Source organism: Vibrio sp. 10N.286.48.B8 (assembly GCF_003050085.1).
Classification (GTDB): Bacteria; Pseudomonadota; Gammaproteobacteria; order Enterobacterales; family Vibrionaceae; genus Vibrio; species Vibrio crassostreae.
This window is the reverse complement of sequence record NZ_PIGD01000020.1, coordinates 46,651-64,374: the sequence shown is the minus strand read 5'-3', so window position 1 is coordinate 64,374 and position 17,724 is coordinate 46,651. Positions and strand designations below refer to the sequence as shown.

Sequence of the window (17,724 nt, the reverse complement as noted above, 5' to 3'; positions counted from 1 at the left end):
AGTTTGAGGATGGAACACCAACTAGGCAATAACTGGAAGCACATCGAATGGGTATTAACCGATGTTGATGATACGCTCACTTGGCAGGGTTCACTCCCTCCAGAAACATTGATTGCGTTACAAAAGCTAAGAGATAACGGAATTAAAGTGGTCGCAGTAACGGGAGCCTGTGCTGGTTGGTGTGATCATATTGCACAACTATGGCCTGTAGACGCCGTGCTTGGAGAGAACGGCGCCTTCTTATTAGAGAAACAAGATGGTGCATTACAACTCTCATCTGAAACGCCGCTAGAACAAGTGCGCCAGAATCAAGCCAAGCTCAAACAAGAAGTTGAATCGATCTTGCAGAGTTACCCAGACCTATCCCTAACTCTGGACCAATCTTACCGCTTGTGTGAGGTCGCGATTGATATCGGACAGAATCGTAAGCCTGTTGATCCTGAAATAGTGCAAGCGGTACTCGAAAGAATACATGCTTTAGGTGCACACGCGACAGCAAGTTCGATTCATATCAATGCTTGGTATGGCGAGCACTCTAAGAAAAACGCAGTGCACCGTTTCCTTACGAATAAAGGCTTATCACTTGAACAAATCCAAAATCAAGCCTGCTATGTCGGTGACTCAATGAACGACCAACAGATGTTCGAGTCGTTACGTCTGACCGTTGGCGTGGCTAATATTAAGCACTATTGGGATAAGCTAGATCATCACCCAAACAAGGTTATGTCGCAGCCGGGTGGCTATGGGTTTGCAGAATTTGTCGATGCACTTCTGGCAGTAAAAAGCTCGACACTTAAAGGCTAACCTGCACTTCTAGTAAGCTTTCTGTCCGCTCAGATGACATAAAAAAACGACCGCTAGGTAGACCGAAGTACCCAGGGTCGTTTGAGCTTCAAAATGCTAGATAAGCTCTTAACTTTCACACAACATATTGTCTATATGAGTTTGTTGCGAATGTGGATCACTACAGCTTCTGCAATAATAACCACAGCAAAAATACTCACCAATACCATCGACACTTTTTGCCACTCGAAAAGGTTCTGCGCATCGTTGAGCACTACGCCAATACCACCAGCGCCCACTAAGCCCAATACCGCAGATTCACGCACGTTGATGTCCCAACGGAACAGTACAATTGAGTAGAATGCGGGCATCACTTGCGGCCAATACCCTTTCAGCAGAATGCTCATCCACGAAGCGCCCGTTGCGCGTAAAGCTTCAATAGGCCCCATGTTCACTTCGGCAATGGCTTCCGCTAACAGCTTCCCTACAAAGCCGATACTGCGAATTGCAATTGCCATGATACCTGCGAGAACACCGGGGCCAAATAGTGCGATAAACAGTAATGCCCACACTAGTGAGTTCACTGAACGTGAAGACACAAGGAAGAATTGAGCAACCCAGTTCAACACTTTATTAGGTGTAATGTTCGGTGCGTTTAACAACGCCAAAGGGATCGCAAACACCAAGGTAAATAAGGTACCTAATGTAGCGATGTGCAGCGTCTCAATCATCGCCGCGTGGATCGACTCTGGATAGAAGCCGTAGTCCATTGGTACCATGCGTTCAAACATGTCCGCAAACTGAGCTGGTGCGTCATATAGGAACTCAGGAATCACTTCCACCGTCTGCCAAGACCACACGATGGCGCATACAAGGCTAAGGTAAACGGCAAATCGAGCCACACGTTCGTTGGGTGTAAAACGCTGCCACTCTCTATCAATAGATGCAGTTGTCATTAGAAGATTCTCCTAACAATGTTGGAAAGAAATTCACCGACAAGAATCAGCGCGATGATCGTTATCAAAATAGCAGCGACAAAGTCGTAGTCGAAACGTTGGAATGCCGAGAATAACGTCCCACCAAGGCCGCCCGCGCCAACGATACCCACCATAGTTGAGTTACGTAAATTCGAGTCCAACTGGTAGCTAGCGAAGCCAATAAAACGAGTAAACACCTGCGGCATTACCGCATACAGAATCACACTGATGAAGCTAGCGCCGGTCGCTTTAATCGCTTCAACAGGCTTGAAAGAGATCTCTTCAATCGCTTCTGCGAACAGCTTGGCAATAAAACCAATCGATGCGAACACCAAGGTCAGAATCCCAGCCAGGGCACCAAAACCCACCGCTTTCACAAACAAGATTGCGATGATCACTGGATGAAAAGAGCGACACAATGCGATAAAGCCCCGAATAGGTGTCGATACAATCGAAGGCATCATGTTTCTTGCAGCAAGTAAGCCAAGAAACAGCGAAATGATGATGCCGAAGAAACTCGAAATGATCGCTATCTGTAAGCTCTCTGCTAAGCCGCTTAGCAGTAGATTAGTACGCGAGAAATCTGGCGGAAACATTCTTGATAGTAACCGCTCACTCTCACCAAAACCGATGACCAAACGATCAAAAGTCAGCCCTAACGTCGAGAAACTGTAAAACAGATACGCAACTATCGCAGCGATGATTGCTCGGTTAGTCCATGAGGTTTTGAACGGGTTTTCATGCTTCGCTGGCGACTGGTTTGACGATGCACTTGGCGATGAGCTTGGGGTTAATCCAGCCATGATTCACCCCCGTAGATGATTTTTAGATCTTCCTCTGAAATGCCTTCAGGGCTGCCGTCGTAATGTACTTTGCCATTACACATGCCGATGATGCGTTTGGCGTAACGCTTGGCTAAGTTGACATCGTGGATGTTAACCAACACAGGGATGTTCTTCTGCTCGGCGAAAGTTTCCATCAGCTCCATGATCTCAACCGCGGTTTTCGGGTCGAGTGATGACGTTGGTTCATCCGCTAATAAGATATATGGGTCTTGCATGACTGCGCGAGCGATACCGACACGCTGTCTTTGGCCGCCTGACAAACTGTCGGCACGTTGGTTTGCAAAGTCTTGTAGGCCTACAAATTCAAGTAACTCGAACGCTTTTGCTAAGTCTTGTGGAGAATAGTTACGACGCCACGCATTCCAAGCCGTCATGTAACCCAAACGGCCGCTTAACACGTTCTCGATAACCGTTAAACGTTCCACGAGGTTATATTCTTGGAACACCATGCCGATGTGTCGACGTTGTTTACGTAGCGCTTGGCCTTTTAATTGAGTCAGGTCTGCGCCATCAAAAATGATTTCGCCTTGGCTTGGATCATTGAGGCGGTTGATACAGCGCAGAAGCGTACTTTTACCGGTACCAGATGGACCAATGATCGCGATGATGCCTGGCTCATCGATATCAATATTAATGCCTTTAAGGATTGGCTTGCCTGCGACATATTCGTGGAAAAGGTTGTTTATCTTTATTCCTTCATAGCTTGCTACGGCCATACTGCATTTCCTTGTGCGAATTTTAGAATGATCTATGCCCTACCCGCGAGGGCATAGATATTTAGTTGAAGTAGGTGTTTTTAAAGAACTAAGTCTTTCGAGAACTTAGTCTTCTAATAGAAAAAGAATTAGCCGTTGTTTGCTTGTTTCGCTAACTCAGCTGCTTTTTTCTTCGCGCGTTTAGCCGCATCTTTTTCCGCGAGTTTCTTAAGGCCAGCTTTAGTGTAAGCCGTACCTGTCGCGTGGGCGATATCACGAATCACGTCCCACTCTTCTTTGTAGCTGATTGGTGAGAAGCGGTCTGCACCTTTGAATGATGCGCTCATCTCTGGTGTGAAGCGGTAGCTAAAGAAAGCTTCGTTGATCTTCTCAACCAGCTCCGGTTTTAGGTTGTACGCGTAACCAAACGCAGACGTTGGGAAGCGCGGGCTACGGTAGATGATCTTAAGCTCAGAATCATCAACACGACCTGCTGCCACCATACGATCGTACACGTCAGATGCCACAGGTGCTGCATCATAGTCTCCGTTGAATACACCTAGAATCGATTGGTCATGCTTACCTGAGTAAAGCACTTTGTAGTCTTCATCTGGCACTAACCCTTTAGCTGGGAATAACGCACGAGGAGCTAGGTTGCCAGAGTTTGATGATGCAGAAGTGTGTGCAACCTTTTTGCCTTTTAGATCAGCCATGGTGTTGATACCACTGTCTTTGCGTACAATGGTAATCAGGTTGTAGCCTTGGAAACCAGACTCATCGCCTTTCACTGCAATTGGAACGTAGCCCGCTAGGTTAACCGCGTAGCCAGTTGGGCCCGTAGAGAAACCAGCTACGTGCAAACGGCCAGAACGCATCGCTTCTACTTGTGCAGAGTTCGAGTGCACCGTGTAGTAAATCACTCGCTTACCCGTGATTTTGCTTAAGTGAGCTTGGAAGTCGGCAAACGCATCTTTGTACAAAGCAGGGTCTTCTACTGGCGTGTAAGTAAACACAAGCGTGCTTGGGTCATTCCACTCATCTGGGTTCTTCGGTGAATCGGCGACCAAATCTTGGTTTTCATCACAGTATCGATCGTCTAACACACCACGACTAGAGCAGTCGCTTGCCATAGCCATTGAAGGAAGTAGTAATGAGCTAGCGATTAACAGTCCTTTAACACTGATTTTCATATTCAAACCTTACTTTTACTTATTGTTGAAAGTCACCTTCGCTATTGCAGCCTTCGTGCCATATTTTTATTTGCTAAATTTCAATGACTTAAAACAAAAATCAAACTAACCAAGATCTTTTGAGTCATTGATGTCCAACTCAAAACCAATCATTTGGGTCATTTCTGTCCCATCAACCTTGATGGTAAAAAAAAGAGCCCGAAGGCTCTTTGGTTCACTGCTTTTTCTCTTATTATTCTTCAATAATCCAGATAACTTAGGCGTCGCTGTCCATGCAGTTTGCGTAGTAAGTGACCGTTGCAGGCCAGTCACTGAATACGCCCATCACACCCACATCTTGTGCTAACACATCGAGCATTTTCATCATGTCGCCATCATTGTTGATACCATCTTTCACGCTCTTGTAGTACCAACCGCCGCCTTGCGCGAGTGGGCCTGAACGTTCCAGAGTCCATGCGATGATGTCGAGGTCTGCATCTTTAGCGAGCTTGGCGTAGTTAGACGCAACCAGTTCATTGTTCTCATCTAGATCAACCAGAGCAAACAGAGGTGGCGCGATGATGTTCACACCCGCATCGTGCAGCTCTTTCATGTTTTCAACAGACGCGACAAAATCCGCTTGCTCGTAAACACGGTCATCAAGATACACCGCTTGTTTGCCGAATTTTGGCGCAGCTTTGATCCAGTACTTCACGTCATCCAGGTTGAACGATTGCAAGTAAGTCTCTGAAGGTGCAAAGCCCGCTTCTTTTAGCTCATCCACCAGCTTTTGCGCGTACATCTCTTGGCTGAAGCCATTGAAAGGCATCTCAACCGCTGCCGATTTCAATTCAGGTGTCACCTTTACACCGTGTTCTTTAAACAGTGCCGCACTTTCTGCGTGTGTCATCAGCGTCCCACTCTGGCTGTATAGATCGGTTCTCCAACCTGGAGTACCATTCATGTACTCTTCGACTGTGGTGGCTTTCGGGTTCGCCCCATCCATTTTACCTTTTAACGTCTTAAACTCCGCCAGCGTGAAATCGGAAGTACGACACTCAACCTGAGCATCTTCACCTGTCGCTGGGTTCGCAGGTTTAAATGGAACTGAACACTTCTTAGCGAGTTCAGGATGCGCCAACACATCAGTTGTGGTGTGCAGGTCACTTTGAGAGTGTCGACATACCAACGCCTTATCTTTAGTGAAGGTCACATCACACTCTACGACACCGGCTCCCATCTGAATTGCCGCTAAGTAAGATTCTTTGGTGTGCTCGGGAAACTGCATTGCAGCTCCGCGGTGCCCAATAGAAAAATCACTACGATGAAAAGGCCCTTCGCTACAACTGAGCAGCTTGGTTTTCAAAGGGCTCTCATCCATATTGTTGACTAAAAAGAGGGGACGAGGTCCTAGGTTTGCTGACTCTGTTGCCGCCCATGCGGTCATTGAGCTAACGCCGAGTATCAGAGCAATCGAACCTTTCAGTATTTGCTTCATGTTTGTATCTCCTTGCAACAAGCAATTATTTTTCTAATTTCCTTAATCCGGTCATTTCTACCTTCTGTGAGATGACCTCATGTGGGCAGGTGCCACAATGTAGGGATTGCACGCTTTGTGCCAAATGTTAAAACTCTTTTATTACAATTACTTGAAACAGTTAATCATTCGACTAAATGATAAATGGGTCATTGTTGTCTTGTGCTTTTTCTTCCGCTTTGTCTTTTGGTTTATGTTTACTCTTTACTCCTCAAGAACCAAGTTAATGAGTTAGGCTTTAAAGCTCTCTTTATCCAACTGGTGTTTCTTCATTTTTCGATAAAGCGTTTTTCGGGGCAGATTCAGCTTGCTTGATACCTCATTGATATTGCCTGCGCTCTCTATCAAGGCTTCGGTTAATACATTTCTCTCGTACTGCTCCATCTGCTTTTCAAAGGCGAAATCTTCCCCAGTCGATTCACAAATTGGCGATTGCAGATCGAAGCCATCACCGACAATACCGAGCACAAATCGGTCGGCAACGTTACGTAGCTCACGCACGTTTCCAGGCCATTCATGTCGGCACAGCTGCTGTATCTGTTCGGGATAAATCGTCGATGGACGTGTCTTGTACTTGTGGCTCGCTTGTATCACAAAGTGGCGGAACAACACCTGAATGTCCTCTTTGCGTTGGCGCAGTGCCGGAAGGTTTAAACTAGCAATATTAAGACGATAGAAGAGATCAGCTCTGAACTCACCTGATTCACTCAGGCTCGCGAGATCGGCTTTACTGGCCGCGACCACAACGATGTCGACGGGTATCAACTCATTACCGCCTACACGCTCAATCATTCGTTCTTGAATCACGCGCAGCAGTTTAATTTGCACCGCAATTGGCATACTTTCTATTTCATCAAGAAACAGAGTACCGCCATTGGCTTGTTCTATTTTGCCAATCCGTTTCTTGTTGGCACTGGTAAACGAGCCCGCTTCATGACCAAACAACTCACTTTCGATAATGCTCTCTGTCATGCCACCACAGTTTATCGCGACAAACGGTTTGGCTTTACGACGGCTGAATTGATGCAGAGCTCGAGCTATTACCTCTTTGCCCGTTCCCGTTTCTCCGTTGATAATGGTATCGACGCCAGTATGAGAGAGCGCAAGCACTTGCTTACGGATGGTGTCCATCGCTTTGGATTGCCCGATAACCACAGATTCAATCGGTAATTCTGTATCCTGTTCGTCGTCTAACGTTGCAGGACTGTTGTGCTGACACTGTGCCAACGCCAAGTCGAGCTTTTCTAACAACTCACTGGCATTGAGGGGTTTCTCCAGAAAGTCGAACGCACCCAACTTCATCGCCTCTATCGCCATCGGAATATCACCATGCCCGCTCATCAGTAATACCGGAACATTGGCTGCGCGATGTTGGATTGAGCTTAACAACGTAAGCCCGTCGACCTGTGGCATTCGCACATCACACAACACCACCGACTGACTGTTTGCTTTGAGGGACTTTAAACCAAGGTTTGGATCGGTAAAGCTAGTGACACGAAAACCCTCGAGTTCCAACATCTCGCTTACAGCTTCAACAACGTCGGTTTCATCGTCGATAAGAACTATGTGTTTTTCTGAAGTCATGAGTCTGTGCCTTTTGGTAGAGTGACGATAAAAGTGGTGCCTTGGTGTTCAACTGATTCGACGTGAATCGAGCCGCCAAAGTCTTTAATTATGTTGTATGCGATAGACAAACCGAGCCCGAGCCCTTTGCCTGTTGTCTTGCGGGTATAAAATGGATCAAACAGATAAGGAATGTCCTCTTCGGGTATCCCTAATCCATTGTCCTTAACTGCAATTTGAATAGTGTTCGGATGCTCTTGGGTGGAGATGCTGAGCAGAGGCTGCTCCCTATGTTCAACGGCATCCAACGCATTGCTGATCAAATTCACCAGCACCTGCTCTAAGCGAATGCTGTTGGCACGAACCATTTGGTCACTCTGTGGGGAATACTGAATCGAGACCCTACTTTGCCTAGTTTCAAACAAGTCGATAGCATCACTAATCACCTTTACCAGTTTTACGTTATCAATCTTGCCATCGCTCTTGCGCGAGAATGCCTTCAAGTGACGTGTAATCGCAGCCACTTTATCTAACAAGATCTCGATCTTTTTCAGGTTCTCTTCTGCCCTATCTGGCCTTTGTTTACCTAACCACAGTTGCGCGCTTCGAACATGACTGTTCACGGCCGTTAATGGTTGGTTGATCTCGTGAGTAATGCCAACACTCAACTGCCCCAACGCGGCCAGTTTTCCAGCTTGGATAAGCTCATCCTGAGTAACACGCAGCTTGGCCTCGGCTAAGGTACGTTCTTCCACCTCAGCCTCCAATTTACGGTTGGTTTGCTTGACAACTTTGGCTGTGGTTTGAAATACCTTTAGGTACTTAGCCATTTGTGTCACTTCATCTTTGCCACGAATGGCCACTTCGGTATCTAAGTGACCAGTAGAAATCGCGAACATGTTGTCTTTGAGCTGCAGTAACCTTTCTAAAATACTCTTGCGCACATAGAACCATGAGATAGCCGCGGCAGCTAACACACTAAAAAGAGAGAGAAAAAGTGACAAACGTTGGTTCGATTGCAAAGAGTGCTGCGCCTGCTGAATAGACTGATCAATATTGCGATTCACTTGGCTGGTGTTACGTTCGATTTGCACCGTTAACTGATTCAAATGCTCACGGCTGTTTTGCAGGAAATATTGCTCTTGATAGAGATGATCGAGCGCTTTGTTTTTCATCCCATACAAGCTGCTATCACTTGAGGCGAGGTTATAAATCACCGTGAGTTGATGATCTAATTCAGGAAAGGTACTTCTGAGATCGCCACTTACCCAAAGCTGCCACCACTCTTCTCCAACCTGCTCTAATCTTAGACTGGTGTAATCCAACTCATTAAAGCTTGAGTCGTTATACAGTTTTTCGACTAAGCCTAATTGGTAATACAACAGGGATTTTAACTGTGTGTATTGGATCTGGTCTTTGGCAGACTCAGGTAGGTTATCAAGTGAATCACTGGCTTGCTGCAATAGGGGGTAAAAGCCTTCGAGTAGATTACGAAGTTCTTGGTTGAGCTGTTCAGATTCAATCTCACTTTGGTACAACAGACTGAGGCTATTGTTAACTTGAGCAATAAGATCTTTAAAATAGGAGTGATAATCGGGGAATTGAACCATTACGCTATTCATGACGGAAATGGCGTCTTCAATTTTAAGCATCGCTTGTTTGCGTTCTAAATTCGATTCGGCGTCACTGAGCTGAGAAGACGTCGTGATAATCACACGCACCATGTCATTGAGGCGTGCAGCGTTATCTAAAGCGGGGATTTCACTCTCTTTTAGCTCAACAAGACGCTGATTTAAGTCGTCAAAGGTAAAGCTGGAGACAACCGAAAGGAAGATAGTGGTCATGGATAACATGGCCAATGCCAATACCAAGCGCAGCTCAATACCTTTCCAACCAAATCACTTACGACGTGGGATTTTGATCGAAAACGGGCGCTCGAAACTGTCCTTTTCTTCTACAACCTTGGAGACATGACTGCTCACTCGCCCCACCTTCTTCTCATCAAATCGTCAACAGGAACTGCTAATGATTCAATTAGTTATGGCATGAGCCTTACTTAGGCTTGCATCGAATAGCTTTAGTGAAACTATTAAATGAAGAGTAATCATTAACATTTCACATAAGATATCATAACAATTATTTTATAAAGCTTGCGTGGTCTGTTTTGCGATAATAGAAAGTGACCGCACCGACAGAAACGTGATTACTTTATCAATCCCTGTCGGAGGGCATTTTAGTTTGAGCACTTCCAATAAAGTCTGATCATTTATCATAGAGATTGATCGTATTGGGCAGTTCACTCGCAAAACGGGACTTACCATACTTCTGCCCAAATCAAGTTAGATCAAGACCATTTACTTCTTCCTTGCTATAAAATCTCCACTAGTTTAACTTACTTAACATACCCACAAATAATGGATGGTTTTTATGCTAGGAAAGCACCAAGAGCCCTATGGCGCATTTTATCGTTCAACTCATGATAATGAATACTTAGACTCTAAGACTGAACTTCTAGTCGGTTTAGCCGCTGCCATGGGGATGAATTGTCTGCCATGTACAAACTATTACTTAAAGCAGGCAAAAAAAACTGGAATCACGAAAGGCGAGATTTCGGATGTAACAGCCAAAGTTATGGCTGTAGCCGCCGGTCAAAAAAAACTTCAGTTTCAAGAAGTATTGGAACGTTATGACATAGACTTAAACTCGTTTAACTAGAGAATTGTGTATGACGTTGTGAAGAGACTAAAACATAGGGAACAACTTCAAAATTAACCTTTGGATCTGAGTGACTAAAATATTTTCCACGAAGTTTGTATGACCATTAACGCCGTTGTTCCAAAGAACGACTTTAATGGTCTGAAGTACTTTATCTGCACCTAACAACTATAAGGAAGCAAGTTCTAGTTATTAAGGTAACTGACAATGACATATTTGATTACCTTCCCCCTAACAATGATGACATTAAGGAATAAGTACAATCGCTCCAAGCGCTTGATTGCTTGCCATTCGTTCATGAGCTTTCGCTGCCAAAGATAACGGTAGTGTACTATCAATCAATGGTTTGATTTGCCCTTTTTTGATTGCTGGAAGCCATCGTGAAAAATCTTCAATATCTCCAACTAATGTTCCTCGTAACTGCTTTTGGGTAAAGAAGAAATTACGAACATCTATTGTCGCTTCAGTACCAGCCATGAAGCCCATTGTGACGATAATGCCCTGAGGGCGTACGACATTAATCGTTTGTTGAAGAATATCACCTCCTAAATTATCAATAGCAACGTCCACGCCTTTGCCTGCAGTCCATTCATTGATAGCAGCAACAAAATCTTGCTCAGAAGAATTGATAACAAAATCAGCGCCACAATCTTTAGCAATGTTAGCTGAGTCTTCATTTTGTACCGTAGTAACGACACGAGCACCAAGTGCTTTTGCAATTTGAATGCTCATCATCCCTGTACTTGAAGCGCCCGCATGTACTAAGACGGTATCACCTGCTTTAACTTCACCAACAATTTCAATAGAACGAATGGCGATTAACAGAGGCACTGGTAATGCGGCTATCTGCTCAACAGGTAATCCAGTATTATCAATTAGCAACCACTGTGCTGGTACAACAATATATTCTGAGTAGGTTCCCTGACGATGAGCACCCGGAATCGCATAACTGTTGGCTACAGTAACCGGACGGACATGCGATTCTGCTGGATCAAGTGGATAACCAGGCATCGAAATAACACGATCACCGATATCAAATCCAGTAACGTCATCTCCAAGTTCAACCACCTGGCCGACAGCATCAGAGCCCAGAACATGAGGGAATGTTAAATCCGGTGAAATCTGTCCTAAACGAACATAATGATCAAGTCGATTTGTACCAATCGCCTGTGTTTTTATCAACACTTCTCCAGGACCTGGTTGAGATGTTGGAACCTCTTCAAATTTAATTTCTTCAGGTCCACCAAAATTATGAATAACAGCAGCTTTCATACGATTTTCTCCAGTATATGGTTTAAGGTGATCGACGATTTATCGATCACTAATGTTACTTAGGTATAGAAATAGCAAATGGTTAAATAGAAAGTTTAAAATCTATTCTTTGACAGATTCCTGTTTGTTTCGAAGTGTTGTTACTGTCTCCCCGCCAACACCCCAATTATCGGTTTCCACTTCGTCAATCACGACAAATACCGTTGATTTTGGTTTATCGAGCACTTGATAGAGCAGATCAGTTGTTCCTTCAATCAGACGTTTCTTTTGTTCAGCAGTCACACCTTCTCGTGTCACTTTAATATTGACGTATGGCATTTTGAATTCGTCCTCATTATTTGGTTGCCAATGTAGAGTCCATATCTTGTCTAGATTCTGGTTCTAACTCGGCATCTTGATGATGGAGGTTAAGATAACCTGTTACTTAAAATTGAAAAATGAGCTTTAAGTCATTACAGTTGATACACAATGTAATCAATCTATGAGGGCGTTATGCAACGATATTTTGACAATGTACAAATGAGCAGCATCGAGCTTTTTTGCCTTACCGTGGAAACTGGCAGCTTTACGGCCGCTGCTAATGCTGCTGGTGTGACACCTGCAGCAGTCAGCCGTTCTATTGCTCGACTCGAAAAGAGATTACAAACTCGACTGTTCATTAGAACAACTCGCAATATGAGAACGACAGATACAGGTCAACGTTATTACGTGGATTGTCGAAATGCCTTGAATCAATTAATTGAAGCAGAAGAAAAAATATCGGGAGAAACTCAAGAACCGGTGGGAGTACTTAGCATTAGTGTCCCTACTCTGTATGCACATTACCGCTTACTACCACGGATAAATCAGTTTTGTGACCTTTACCCACAGTTGAAAATCAACATAGAGGTCAGTAATCAAAACATTGATTTTTCGGAGGATAATTATGACGTAGCCATTAGAGGGAGTGAGTTGCATGATTCCGGTTTGATTGCACGACGCCTTGAGGATGCAGAGCTCATCATTGTTGCTGCGCCGTCATACTTAAAAAATCACCCCGCACCAAGTGTTGTTGCTGATCTTCAGGAGCATGAATGTATACAGTACATATTGCCTAGCAGTGGTCGAAAAGTACCATGGACATTTCTTTCTAAAGGCGATCTCATCAAAGTAGAAACGAAGGGACGTTTACTGTGTCAGGAAGATTTCTTAGCCACGCTGACATTGGTTAAAAGTGGTGCAGGGCTCATGCAGGTCTATCGCTTCACGGTTGAGCAAGAGCTACAAAAGGGAGAGCTAGTCGAAGTATTACAAGAGTATTCAGGAACAACACGTCCATTCATTATGATGTATCCATACGCTCGTTATACGCCTTTAAAAACGAGAAAATTCATTGAGTTCATGATGACCTCGGATCAACATGAACTGCAGTACAAGAACACTTAATATAACTTTCATAATATTAATCAGTTAAGGTTTATTAATACCAACAAAAATCGCACAAGCTTTCACTCACGCGATTTCATTGATGTCATGTAAAACTACTGGTTGAAACTCAACGAGTTAAAGAATGATCATCCCATCTTGATAAGTCAGTGCTGGCGACACGTCTTGACCAAGTAATACAGGTCCATCTAGGTCGACGATTTCAGATTGCACTGCGATCGGCAGAGCTGCACGCATGGCCAGTGAGGTACCAAGCATACAGCCCGACATCAGAGTAAATCCGAGCCTTTGCGCTTCTTCGGCAAGTGCTAATGCTTCTGTCAAACCACCGGTTTTATCAAGCTTGATGTTGACCATTTCATACTTGCCCAACAACGAAGACAGTTGGGAACTGGTATGGCAGCTTTCATCAGCACACAGTGGAATTGGATGCTTGATGTGTGCCAGTGAGGCATCATGCTGTTGTGGTAAAGGTTGCTCGATCATCGCGATATCAAACTCAGTCAGCTGATTGAACAGCTCTTCAAGGTTCAGCCCAGTCCATGCTTCATTGGCATCCAGTACAATTTTAACCCCAGGAGCCGCTTCTCGGACAGCGCGTACACGCTCTACTACTTGCTCACCATCAAGCTTCACTTTTAGAAGTTTCGCACCGTTCGCCACATAATCTCGAGCTTGTATTGCCATCGCCTCTGGTGTGCCAATCGAGACTGTCATAGCGGTAACAATCTGCTTAGGTAACTCGAACAAGCTATTCGGAAAGATCTGGTCGTTCTGCTGCGCTTGATAATCCCAAAGCGCACAATCGATAGCATTACGCGCTGCTCCTCCAGTCAATGAAGACTGAAGATGATCTCGTAATTCTTCAGGATCGGTCATACCACGCTCAAAGGCCATTTCAAGAGAGCTCGAAGCTTGTTGGATTTGCGCCAACACAGACTCGGATGACTCACCATAACGCGGGTAAGGAGTACACTCGCCTTGAGCTTGTTTACCATTATGTTCAATGTAAATGCGAACAACATGACACTCTGTTCGGCTGCCTCGAGATATGCGAAAAGGCGTTTGCATCGCGATAGTAACTGGTTCTGCTGTAATCTTCATAATTTCACTCGGTTGATGTTCGCTTTAACAAATGGAAACGTAGAAATGATGAAGTCGTTAAAGTGAATGTCGCAAATGATCAGTAATATGTTGTACACCAAATCGCACCGGATCCGTCACGGGCACTTGATAGAGTGTGGTCCATTCTTGGCACAATGTCTCAGCCTCTTCAATGCTAATAGCCGATGTGTTCAGGCAAATACCCACCAACTTCACATCTGGATTTGTCAGTCGTGCCGCCTGCAAGTTAACATCAATCGTCTGTTCAATCGTTGGTAGTTTAGCATGCGGAAGGTTGCGAATATGTGGTCGTCCTACTTCATGACACAGCACCAAAGCATCAGCTTGCGCGCCATGCAACAAACCCAAGCTCACGCCTGCAAAAGAAGGGTTGAACAAAGAACCCTGCCCTTCAATAATGTCCCATTCGTGATCGGTAAATTCAGAGCTGATCGCTTCAACCGCGCCAGAAATGAAATCTGCAACCACAGCATCAATCGAAATACCGCTGCCTTCAATCAAAATACCTGTCTGCCCTGTCGCTTTGAACTGAGCAGATGTTCCCGCTTCTTTAAGTGATTTTTCAATCGCCAACGCCGAAAACATTTTGCCTACCGAACAATCGGTTCCGACCGTGAGCAGGCGCTTGCCTAGGCGAGACTTACCGTTACCAACGTTTAGATCACCATCAAAATGGCGTACATCATGAAGCTTAGTCAATCCTCGCTGTTGCATGTCAGCAAGCGGTGAGAATTCACTCAAGCGCTGGTGCATGCCGGATGCAATCTCAAATCCCATTTCTGCAGCTGCCAATATGGTTGGTTGCCATGACTCAGGAATAACGCCGCCCGGGTTTGCAGTGCCAATCACTAGCGTTTTCGCACCCTGCGCTTGTGCCTGTTGCAAAGTCAGATCCATCAAACCAAGAGAAACTGTCTCTTCTGTTAAACGTAACTGGCCAAGGCAGATTTCTGGTCGCCACTGATGAATACCACGAGCTGTTTTTGCGGCCAGTGGGTCAGTAACATCCCCAAGAAAAAGAAGGTAAGGTTGAGCGATAGACATGAGCATTCCTAATTAATAAGTCCTTGTATGGATTTACTTTAATTAAGAACTTAGAAGCTGCCGAATACCTATTTATGGCGAGCCTATAACCTTAAGTTATAGGCTGAGTATGGCTCTTCAATGAAGTAATCAATTGCTTAACGGAAATCGACTGAGGGGTGTGCTCTGCGCAAAGCATCGAGACCGAAAATTGGATGTCTGGTTGAAGTGGCAACACACAGACTGCATCGTCATTTTGATATTGCTCTGCCGTCCACGGATCCACAATCGCAAACCCCGCTTGGTGCTTAACCAGTTCCGCCGCCGCGCTGTATCCACGTACCGATATCGGATGGTGATAATGCTCATCTCGCGCAATAAGGCTTTGATGTAATAGGAGGCCTAATGGATCGCGGCTATCAAGCCCGATGATTGGTAAGGGATAATTGATCAGGTCATCAAGGGTTAATTCAGTCGGTAACTGTTCAACAGTGTGGGATGGAACCAGAACCTTGAGTGATTCAGTTAAGAGTGTTTCACTTAATATCGCCGGCGGTGCTTCATCGCCAAACGCGATAGCAATATCGAGCTCATGCTTTAATAGCCCAGCACAAAGTTCATCACGGTTAGCAGTCAACAACTCAAAAGAGAGCTCTTGTTCACGAGACATTTGGGCTATTACCGGAGTCAGCAATTTGGTCGCCAATATCGGCGGCGCACCAATACGTAGATGCTGATGGCCTTGCTTCACTTTATTAGTCAAAGAACGAAATTGACCCAGTTGTTGGTAGACCTTCTCCGCTTCCGGTAACAAGGTTTTCGCTTCAACCGTTGGCACCAATCGCCCTTTGACACGCTCGAACAAGCCAAACCCTAACTGCTGCTCGGTGTGCGCCAAAATACGCGTCACATTAGGCTGGGACACATGCAAGCTGCGTGCAGCTCCAGATACGGTTCCGGTCTGCATAATGGCGTAAAAGACTTCCAGTTGTCTCAGGTTCAAATTGATGTCCTTTGGTTCACCGAACAGGTTTAGGGCTTGGATTCTGTTGTATTAACTAAACTGTCTATCTATCAACTTAGCTATCTAGATGGGTTTATTTTAGTAACTCAGCTATCGCAGGTTGAAGAACCTCAGCCCAAGCTTGATAAGCCTTGGCATTCAAATGCAGATCGTCACAACTATATCCATTTGATAGTAATTGATTAGGTGCTAGAACACGGTTCACATCCAAAAACTCGATATCATGCTGTCTGCAATAAGCTTCTAGTCTTTGGTTTAATTCTGAAACCTGAGGGTTCAAGCTTTGCAGTTTAGACCCTACATAAAGCGTTGATTGCACCAATATTCGAATATCGTTTTCTTGCCACACCTTAAGCATATCAACGTAGTTCTGGTAGATATGCTCGACATCGTAACCTTGCGCTAAATCGTTTATCCCTGCCATAAAACACACCAGCTTTGGCTTCACGTTTAACGTGGTATCAATGCGGCGTAACATGCCGGTTGTGGTATCCCCCGCTAAGCCGCGATTGACCATAGAAACATCACGGAAAATATCCGCCCACGGAGCCCATTCAGTGATCGAGTCACCAAACAAGACTAAGTCTGCACTTGGAGAAAAATGACGATGATTATCTGATGTCATGATGTAACGGCTCATGCTGTGGCCTCGTTGATGAATCTCTGACTGAAGAGCAACTGCCTTGAGGATTTCACTGTCAGGTGTGGTGCTATCGAATTGAGCCAGTAACCCTTCGATGTGAGGCTTAAAAGGGCTGAGACGAGTGCTCAATTGATGATGTTCTTTAAGGGAAGATAGCCTCTCTAACAATACGTACAGAGAGCGATTTTGACCAACTTCTTGGAATAACTGATAGAGATCGAGGACAGGGTGTTGTTGTAGTGCGGCAAGTAATTGCTTGTCTTCCATAGTGTTATCTAACCCTTCAATTATCTGGTAATGAACTCAAGATAATATCCGATTGCGTACGGGATAGATAACACTAGAAGTAGAGATTTACTTTTCTTTGATTAGCAGGTGATTACGGTTATCACGACTTTTCTTAATCAGCTCGTTGCTCTCATCCATTTCATCAGATTTAGCAAGACGATCGTAAAGTAGCACATTCACTGTTGCGGCTAAGTTCATGCAGCCAACTGTTGGAACGTACACAACGTGATCTGCTCTATCGGCAACATCTTGAGAAATAGAGCCGTCTTCAGGGCCAAAGATATAAATGGCATTTTCTGGGTGTTTAAAACGCGGCAGTGGTGTTGCACCTTCAGCGAGTTCCACACAAACGATCTTAGTTTCTGGATCAAGATTGTCTAAAAACGACTCAACACCGGTCAACGGGATGGTACGCGCAGCACTCTTGGTATCGGTGTGAAATTTCGCGGCTTTTTCGTAGCGTTGCCCTGTGTATCTAACTTCGTCGACTTGGTAACAACCAGCCGCGCGCATAACAGCACCAACGTTTGTCGGGCTCTTTGGGTTAGTTAAACCAATAGTCACATGGCTTTTGTTCATGAATCTTTCTCACTTAACGAATAGACATAGCAGGATGCTACAAAGCGTCGCATTCTAACAA

At 45.0% G+C, this 17,724-nt stretch carries 16 protein-coding genes and 1 pseudogene; 3 read left to right on the top strand and 14 right to left on the bottom strand.

From position 1 onward, the window contains the following. Window positions 1-9 precede the first annotated feature (9 nt). Window positions 10-804 carry an HAD-IIB family hydrolase gene (locus tag CWO08_RS19365; protein ID WP_108020939.1) on the top strand — a complete coding sequence of 265 codons (795 nt, stop codon included), beginning with the start codon at window positions 10-12 and terminating at the stop codon, window positions 802-804. A gap of 131 nt (window positions 805-935) precedes the next feature. Here CWO08_RS19365 and phnE (CWO08_RS19360) read toward each other — a convergent pair whose 3' ends face one another. From phnE (CWO08_RS19360) to CWO08_RS19330, 7 genes and pseudogenes are all read right to left on the bottom strand, one after another. Then, the gene (gene phnE / locus CWO08_RS19360) at window positions 936-1,739 is read right to left on the bottom strand and encodes a phosphonate ABC transporter, permease protein PhnE (protein ID WP_050653254.1); all 804 of its coding nucleotides are present in this window, start codon (window positions 1,737-1,739) and stop codon (window positions 936-938) included. After that, window positions 1,739-2,563 carry a phosphonate ABC transporter, permease protein PhnE gene (phnE, locus tag CWO08_RS19355; RefSeq protein ID WP_048663775.1) on the bottom strand — a complete coding sequence of 275 codons (825 nt, stop codon included), beginning with the start codon at window positions 2,561-2,563 and terminating at the stop codon, window positions 1,739-1,741. The genes phnE (CWO08_RS19360) and phnE (CWO08_RS19355) overlap by 1 nt, the downstream gene beginning before the upstream one ends. Continuing rightward, complete coding sequence (gene phnC, locus CWO08_RS19350) at window positions 2,551-3,321, bottom strand: phosphonate ABC transporter ATP-binding protein (protein ID WP_048663776.1); 771 nt, start codon at window positions 3,319-3,321, stop codon at window positions 2,551-2,553. Before phnC ends, phnE (CWO08_RS19355) begins: the two co-directional genes overlap by 13 nt. A 128-nt stretch (window positions 3,322-3,449) precedes the next feature. After that, window positions 3,450-4,490, bottom strand: coding sequence for a phosphate/phosphite/phosphonate ABC transporter substrate-binding protein (gene phnD, locus CWO08_RS19345; RefSeq protein WP_008216587.1), 1,041 nt, complete (start codon window positions 4,488-4,490; stop codon window positions 3,450-3,452). Between the two features lie 256 nt (window positions 4,491-4,746). After that, on the bottom strand, window positions 4,747-5,967 hold the full coding sequence (locus tag CWO08_RS19340; RefSeq protein WP_102478401.1) for a glycerophosphodiester phosphodiesterase family protein: 1,221 nt from the start codon (window positions 5,965-5,967) through the stop codon (window positions 4,747-4,749). Window positions 5,968-6,237: 270 nt separating this feature from the next. Continuing rightward, window positions 6,238-7,590, bottom strand: a complete 1,353-nt coding sequence (locus CWO08_RS19335) for a sigma-54 dependent transcriptional regulator (protein WP_108020938.1) — start codon at window positions 7,588-7,590, stop codon at window positions 6,238-6,240. Beyond that, window positions 7,587-9,560, bottom strand: a pseudogene (locus CWO08_RS19330) (ATP-binding protein). The gene CWO08_RS19335 and the pseudogene CWO08_RS19330 overlap by 4 nt, the downstream one beginning before the upstream one ends. A 436-nt stretch (window positions 9,561-9,996) precedes the next feature. Between CWO08_RS19330 and CWO08_RS19325 the strand changes: the two are divergent. Next, the gene (locus CWO08_RS19325; RefSeq protein ID WP_102432013.1) at window positions 9,997-10,284 is read left to right on the top strand and encodes a carboxymuconolactone decarboxylase family protein; all 288 of its coding nucleotides are present in this window, start codon (window positions 9,997-9,999) and stop codon (window positions 10,282-10,284) included. 246 nt (window positions 10,285-10,530) lie between these two features. Here CWO08_RS19325 and CWO08_RS19320 read toward each other — a convergent pair whose 3' ends face one another. Next, a complete protein-coding gene (locus CWO08_RS19320) occupies window positions 10,531-11,556 on the bottom strand; it encodes a zinc-binding dehydrogenase (RefSeq protein WP_102432012.1) in 1,026 nt (341 codons plus the stop codon). Between the two features lie 102 nt (window positions 11,557-11,658). Further along, window positions 11,659-11,874: a 4-oxalocrotonate tautomerase family protein gene (locus CWO08_RS19315; protein ID WP_102432011.1), complete on the bottom strand. Its 216-nt coding sequence runs from the start codon at window positions 11,872-11,874 to the stop codon at window positions 11,659-11,661. Between the two features lie 174 nt (window positions 11,875-12,048). Between CWO08_RS19315 and CWO08_RS19310 the strand changes: the two genes are divergently transcribed. Continuing rightward, window positions 12,049-12,981 (top strand): LysR family transcriptional regulator, encoded by a 933-nt coding sequence (locus CWO08_RS19310; protein ID WP_102432010.1) that lies wholly within the window; start codon window positions 12,049-12,051, stop codon window positions 12,979-12,981. Window positions 12,982-13,098: 117 nt separating this feature from the next. On the opposite strand, the gene dgcA is transcribed toward CWO08_RS19310, so the two are convergent. From dgcA to CWO08_RS19285, 5 genes are all read right to left on the bottom strand, one after another. Further along, complete coding sequence (gene dgcA, locus CWO08_RS19305; RefSeq protein WP_108020937.1) at window positions 13,099-14,085, bottom strand: N-acetyl-D-Glu racemase DgcA; 987 nt, start codon at window positions 14,083-14,085, stop codon at window positions 13,099-13,101. A gap of 57 nt (window positions 14,086-14,142) precedes the next feature. Further along, window positions 14,143-15,150: an N-acetyltransferase DgcN gene (dgcN, locus tag CWO08_RS19300; protein ID WP_108020936.1), complete on the bottom strand. Its 1,008-nt coding sequence runs from the start codon at window positions 15,148-15,150 to the stop codon at window positions 14,143-14,145. Window positions 15,151-15,241: 91 nt separating this feature from the next. Beyond that, window positions 15,242-16,132 (bottom strand): LysR family transcriptional regulator, encoded by an 891-nt coding sequence (locus tag CWO08_RS19295; protein ID WP_108020935.1) that lies wholly within the window; start codon window positions 16,130-16,132, stop codon window positions 15,242-15,244. A 94-nt stretch (window positions 16,133-16,226) separates the two neighbouring features. Next, the gene (locus CWO08_RS19290; RefSeq protein ID WP_102432007.1) at window positions 16,227-17,063 is read right to left on the bottom strand and encodes an SGNH/GDSL hydrolase family protein; all 837 of its coding nucleotides are present in this window, start codon (window positions 17,061-17,063) and stop codon (window positions 16,227-16,229) included. An 87-nt stretch (window positions 17,064-17,150) separates the two neighbouring features. Next, the gene (locus tag CWO08_RS19285) at window positions 17,151-17,663 is read right to left on the bottom strand and encodes an RNA methyltransferase (RefSeq protein WP_102432006.1); all 513 of its coding nucleotides are present in this window, start codon (window positions 17,661-17,663) and stop codon (window positions 17,151-17,153) included. Window positions 17,664-17,724 lie beyond the last annotated feature (61 nt).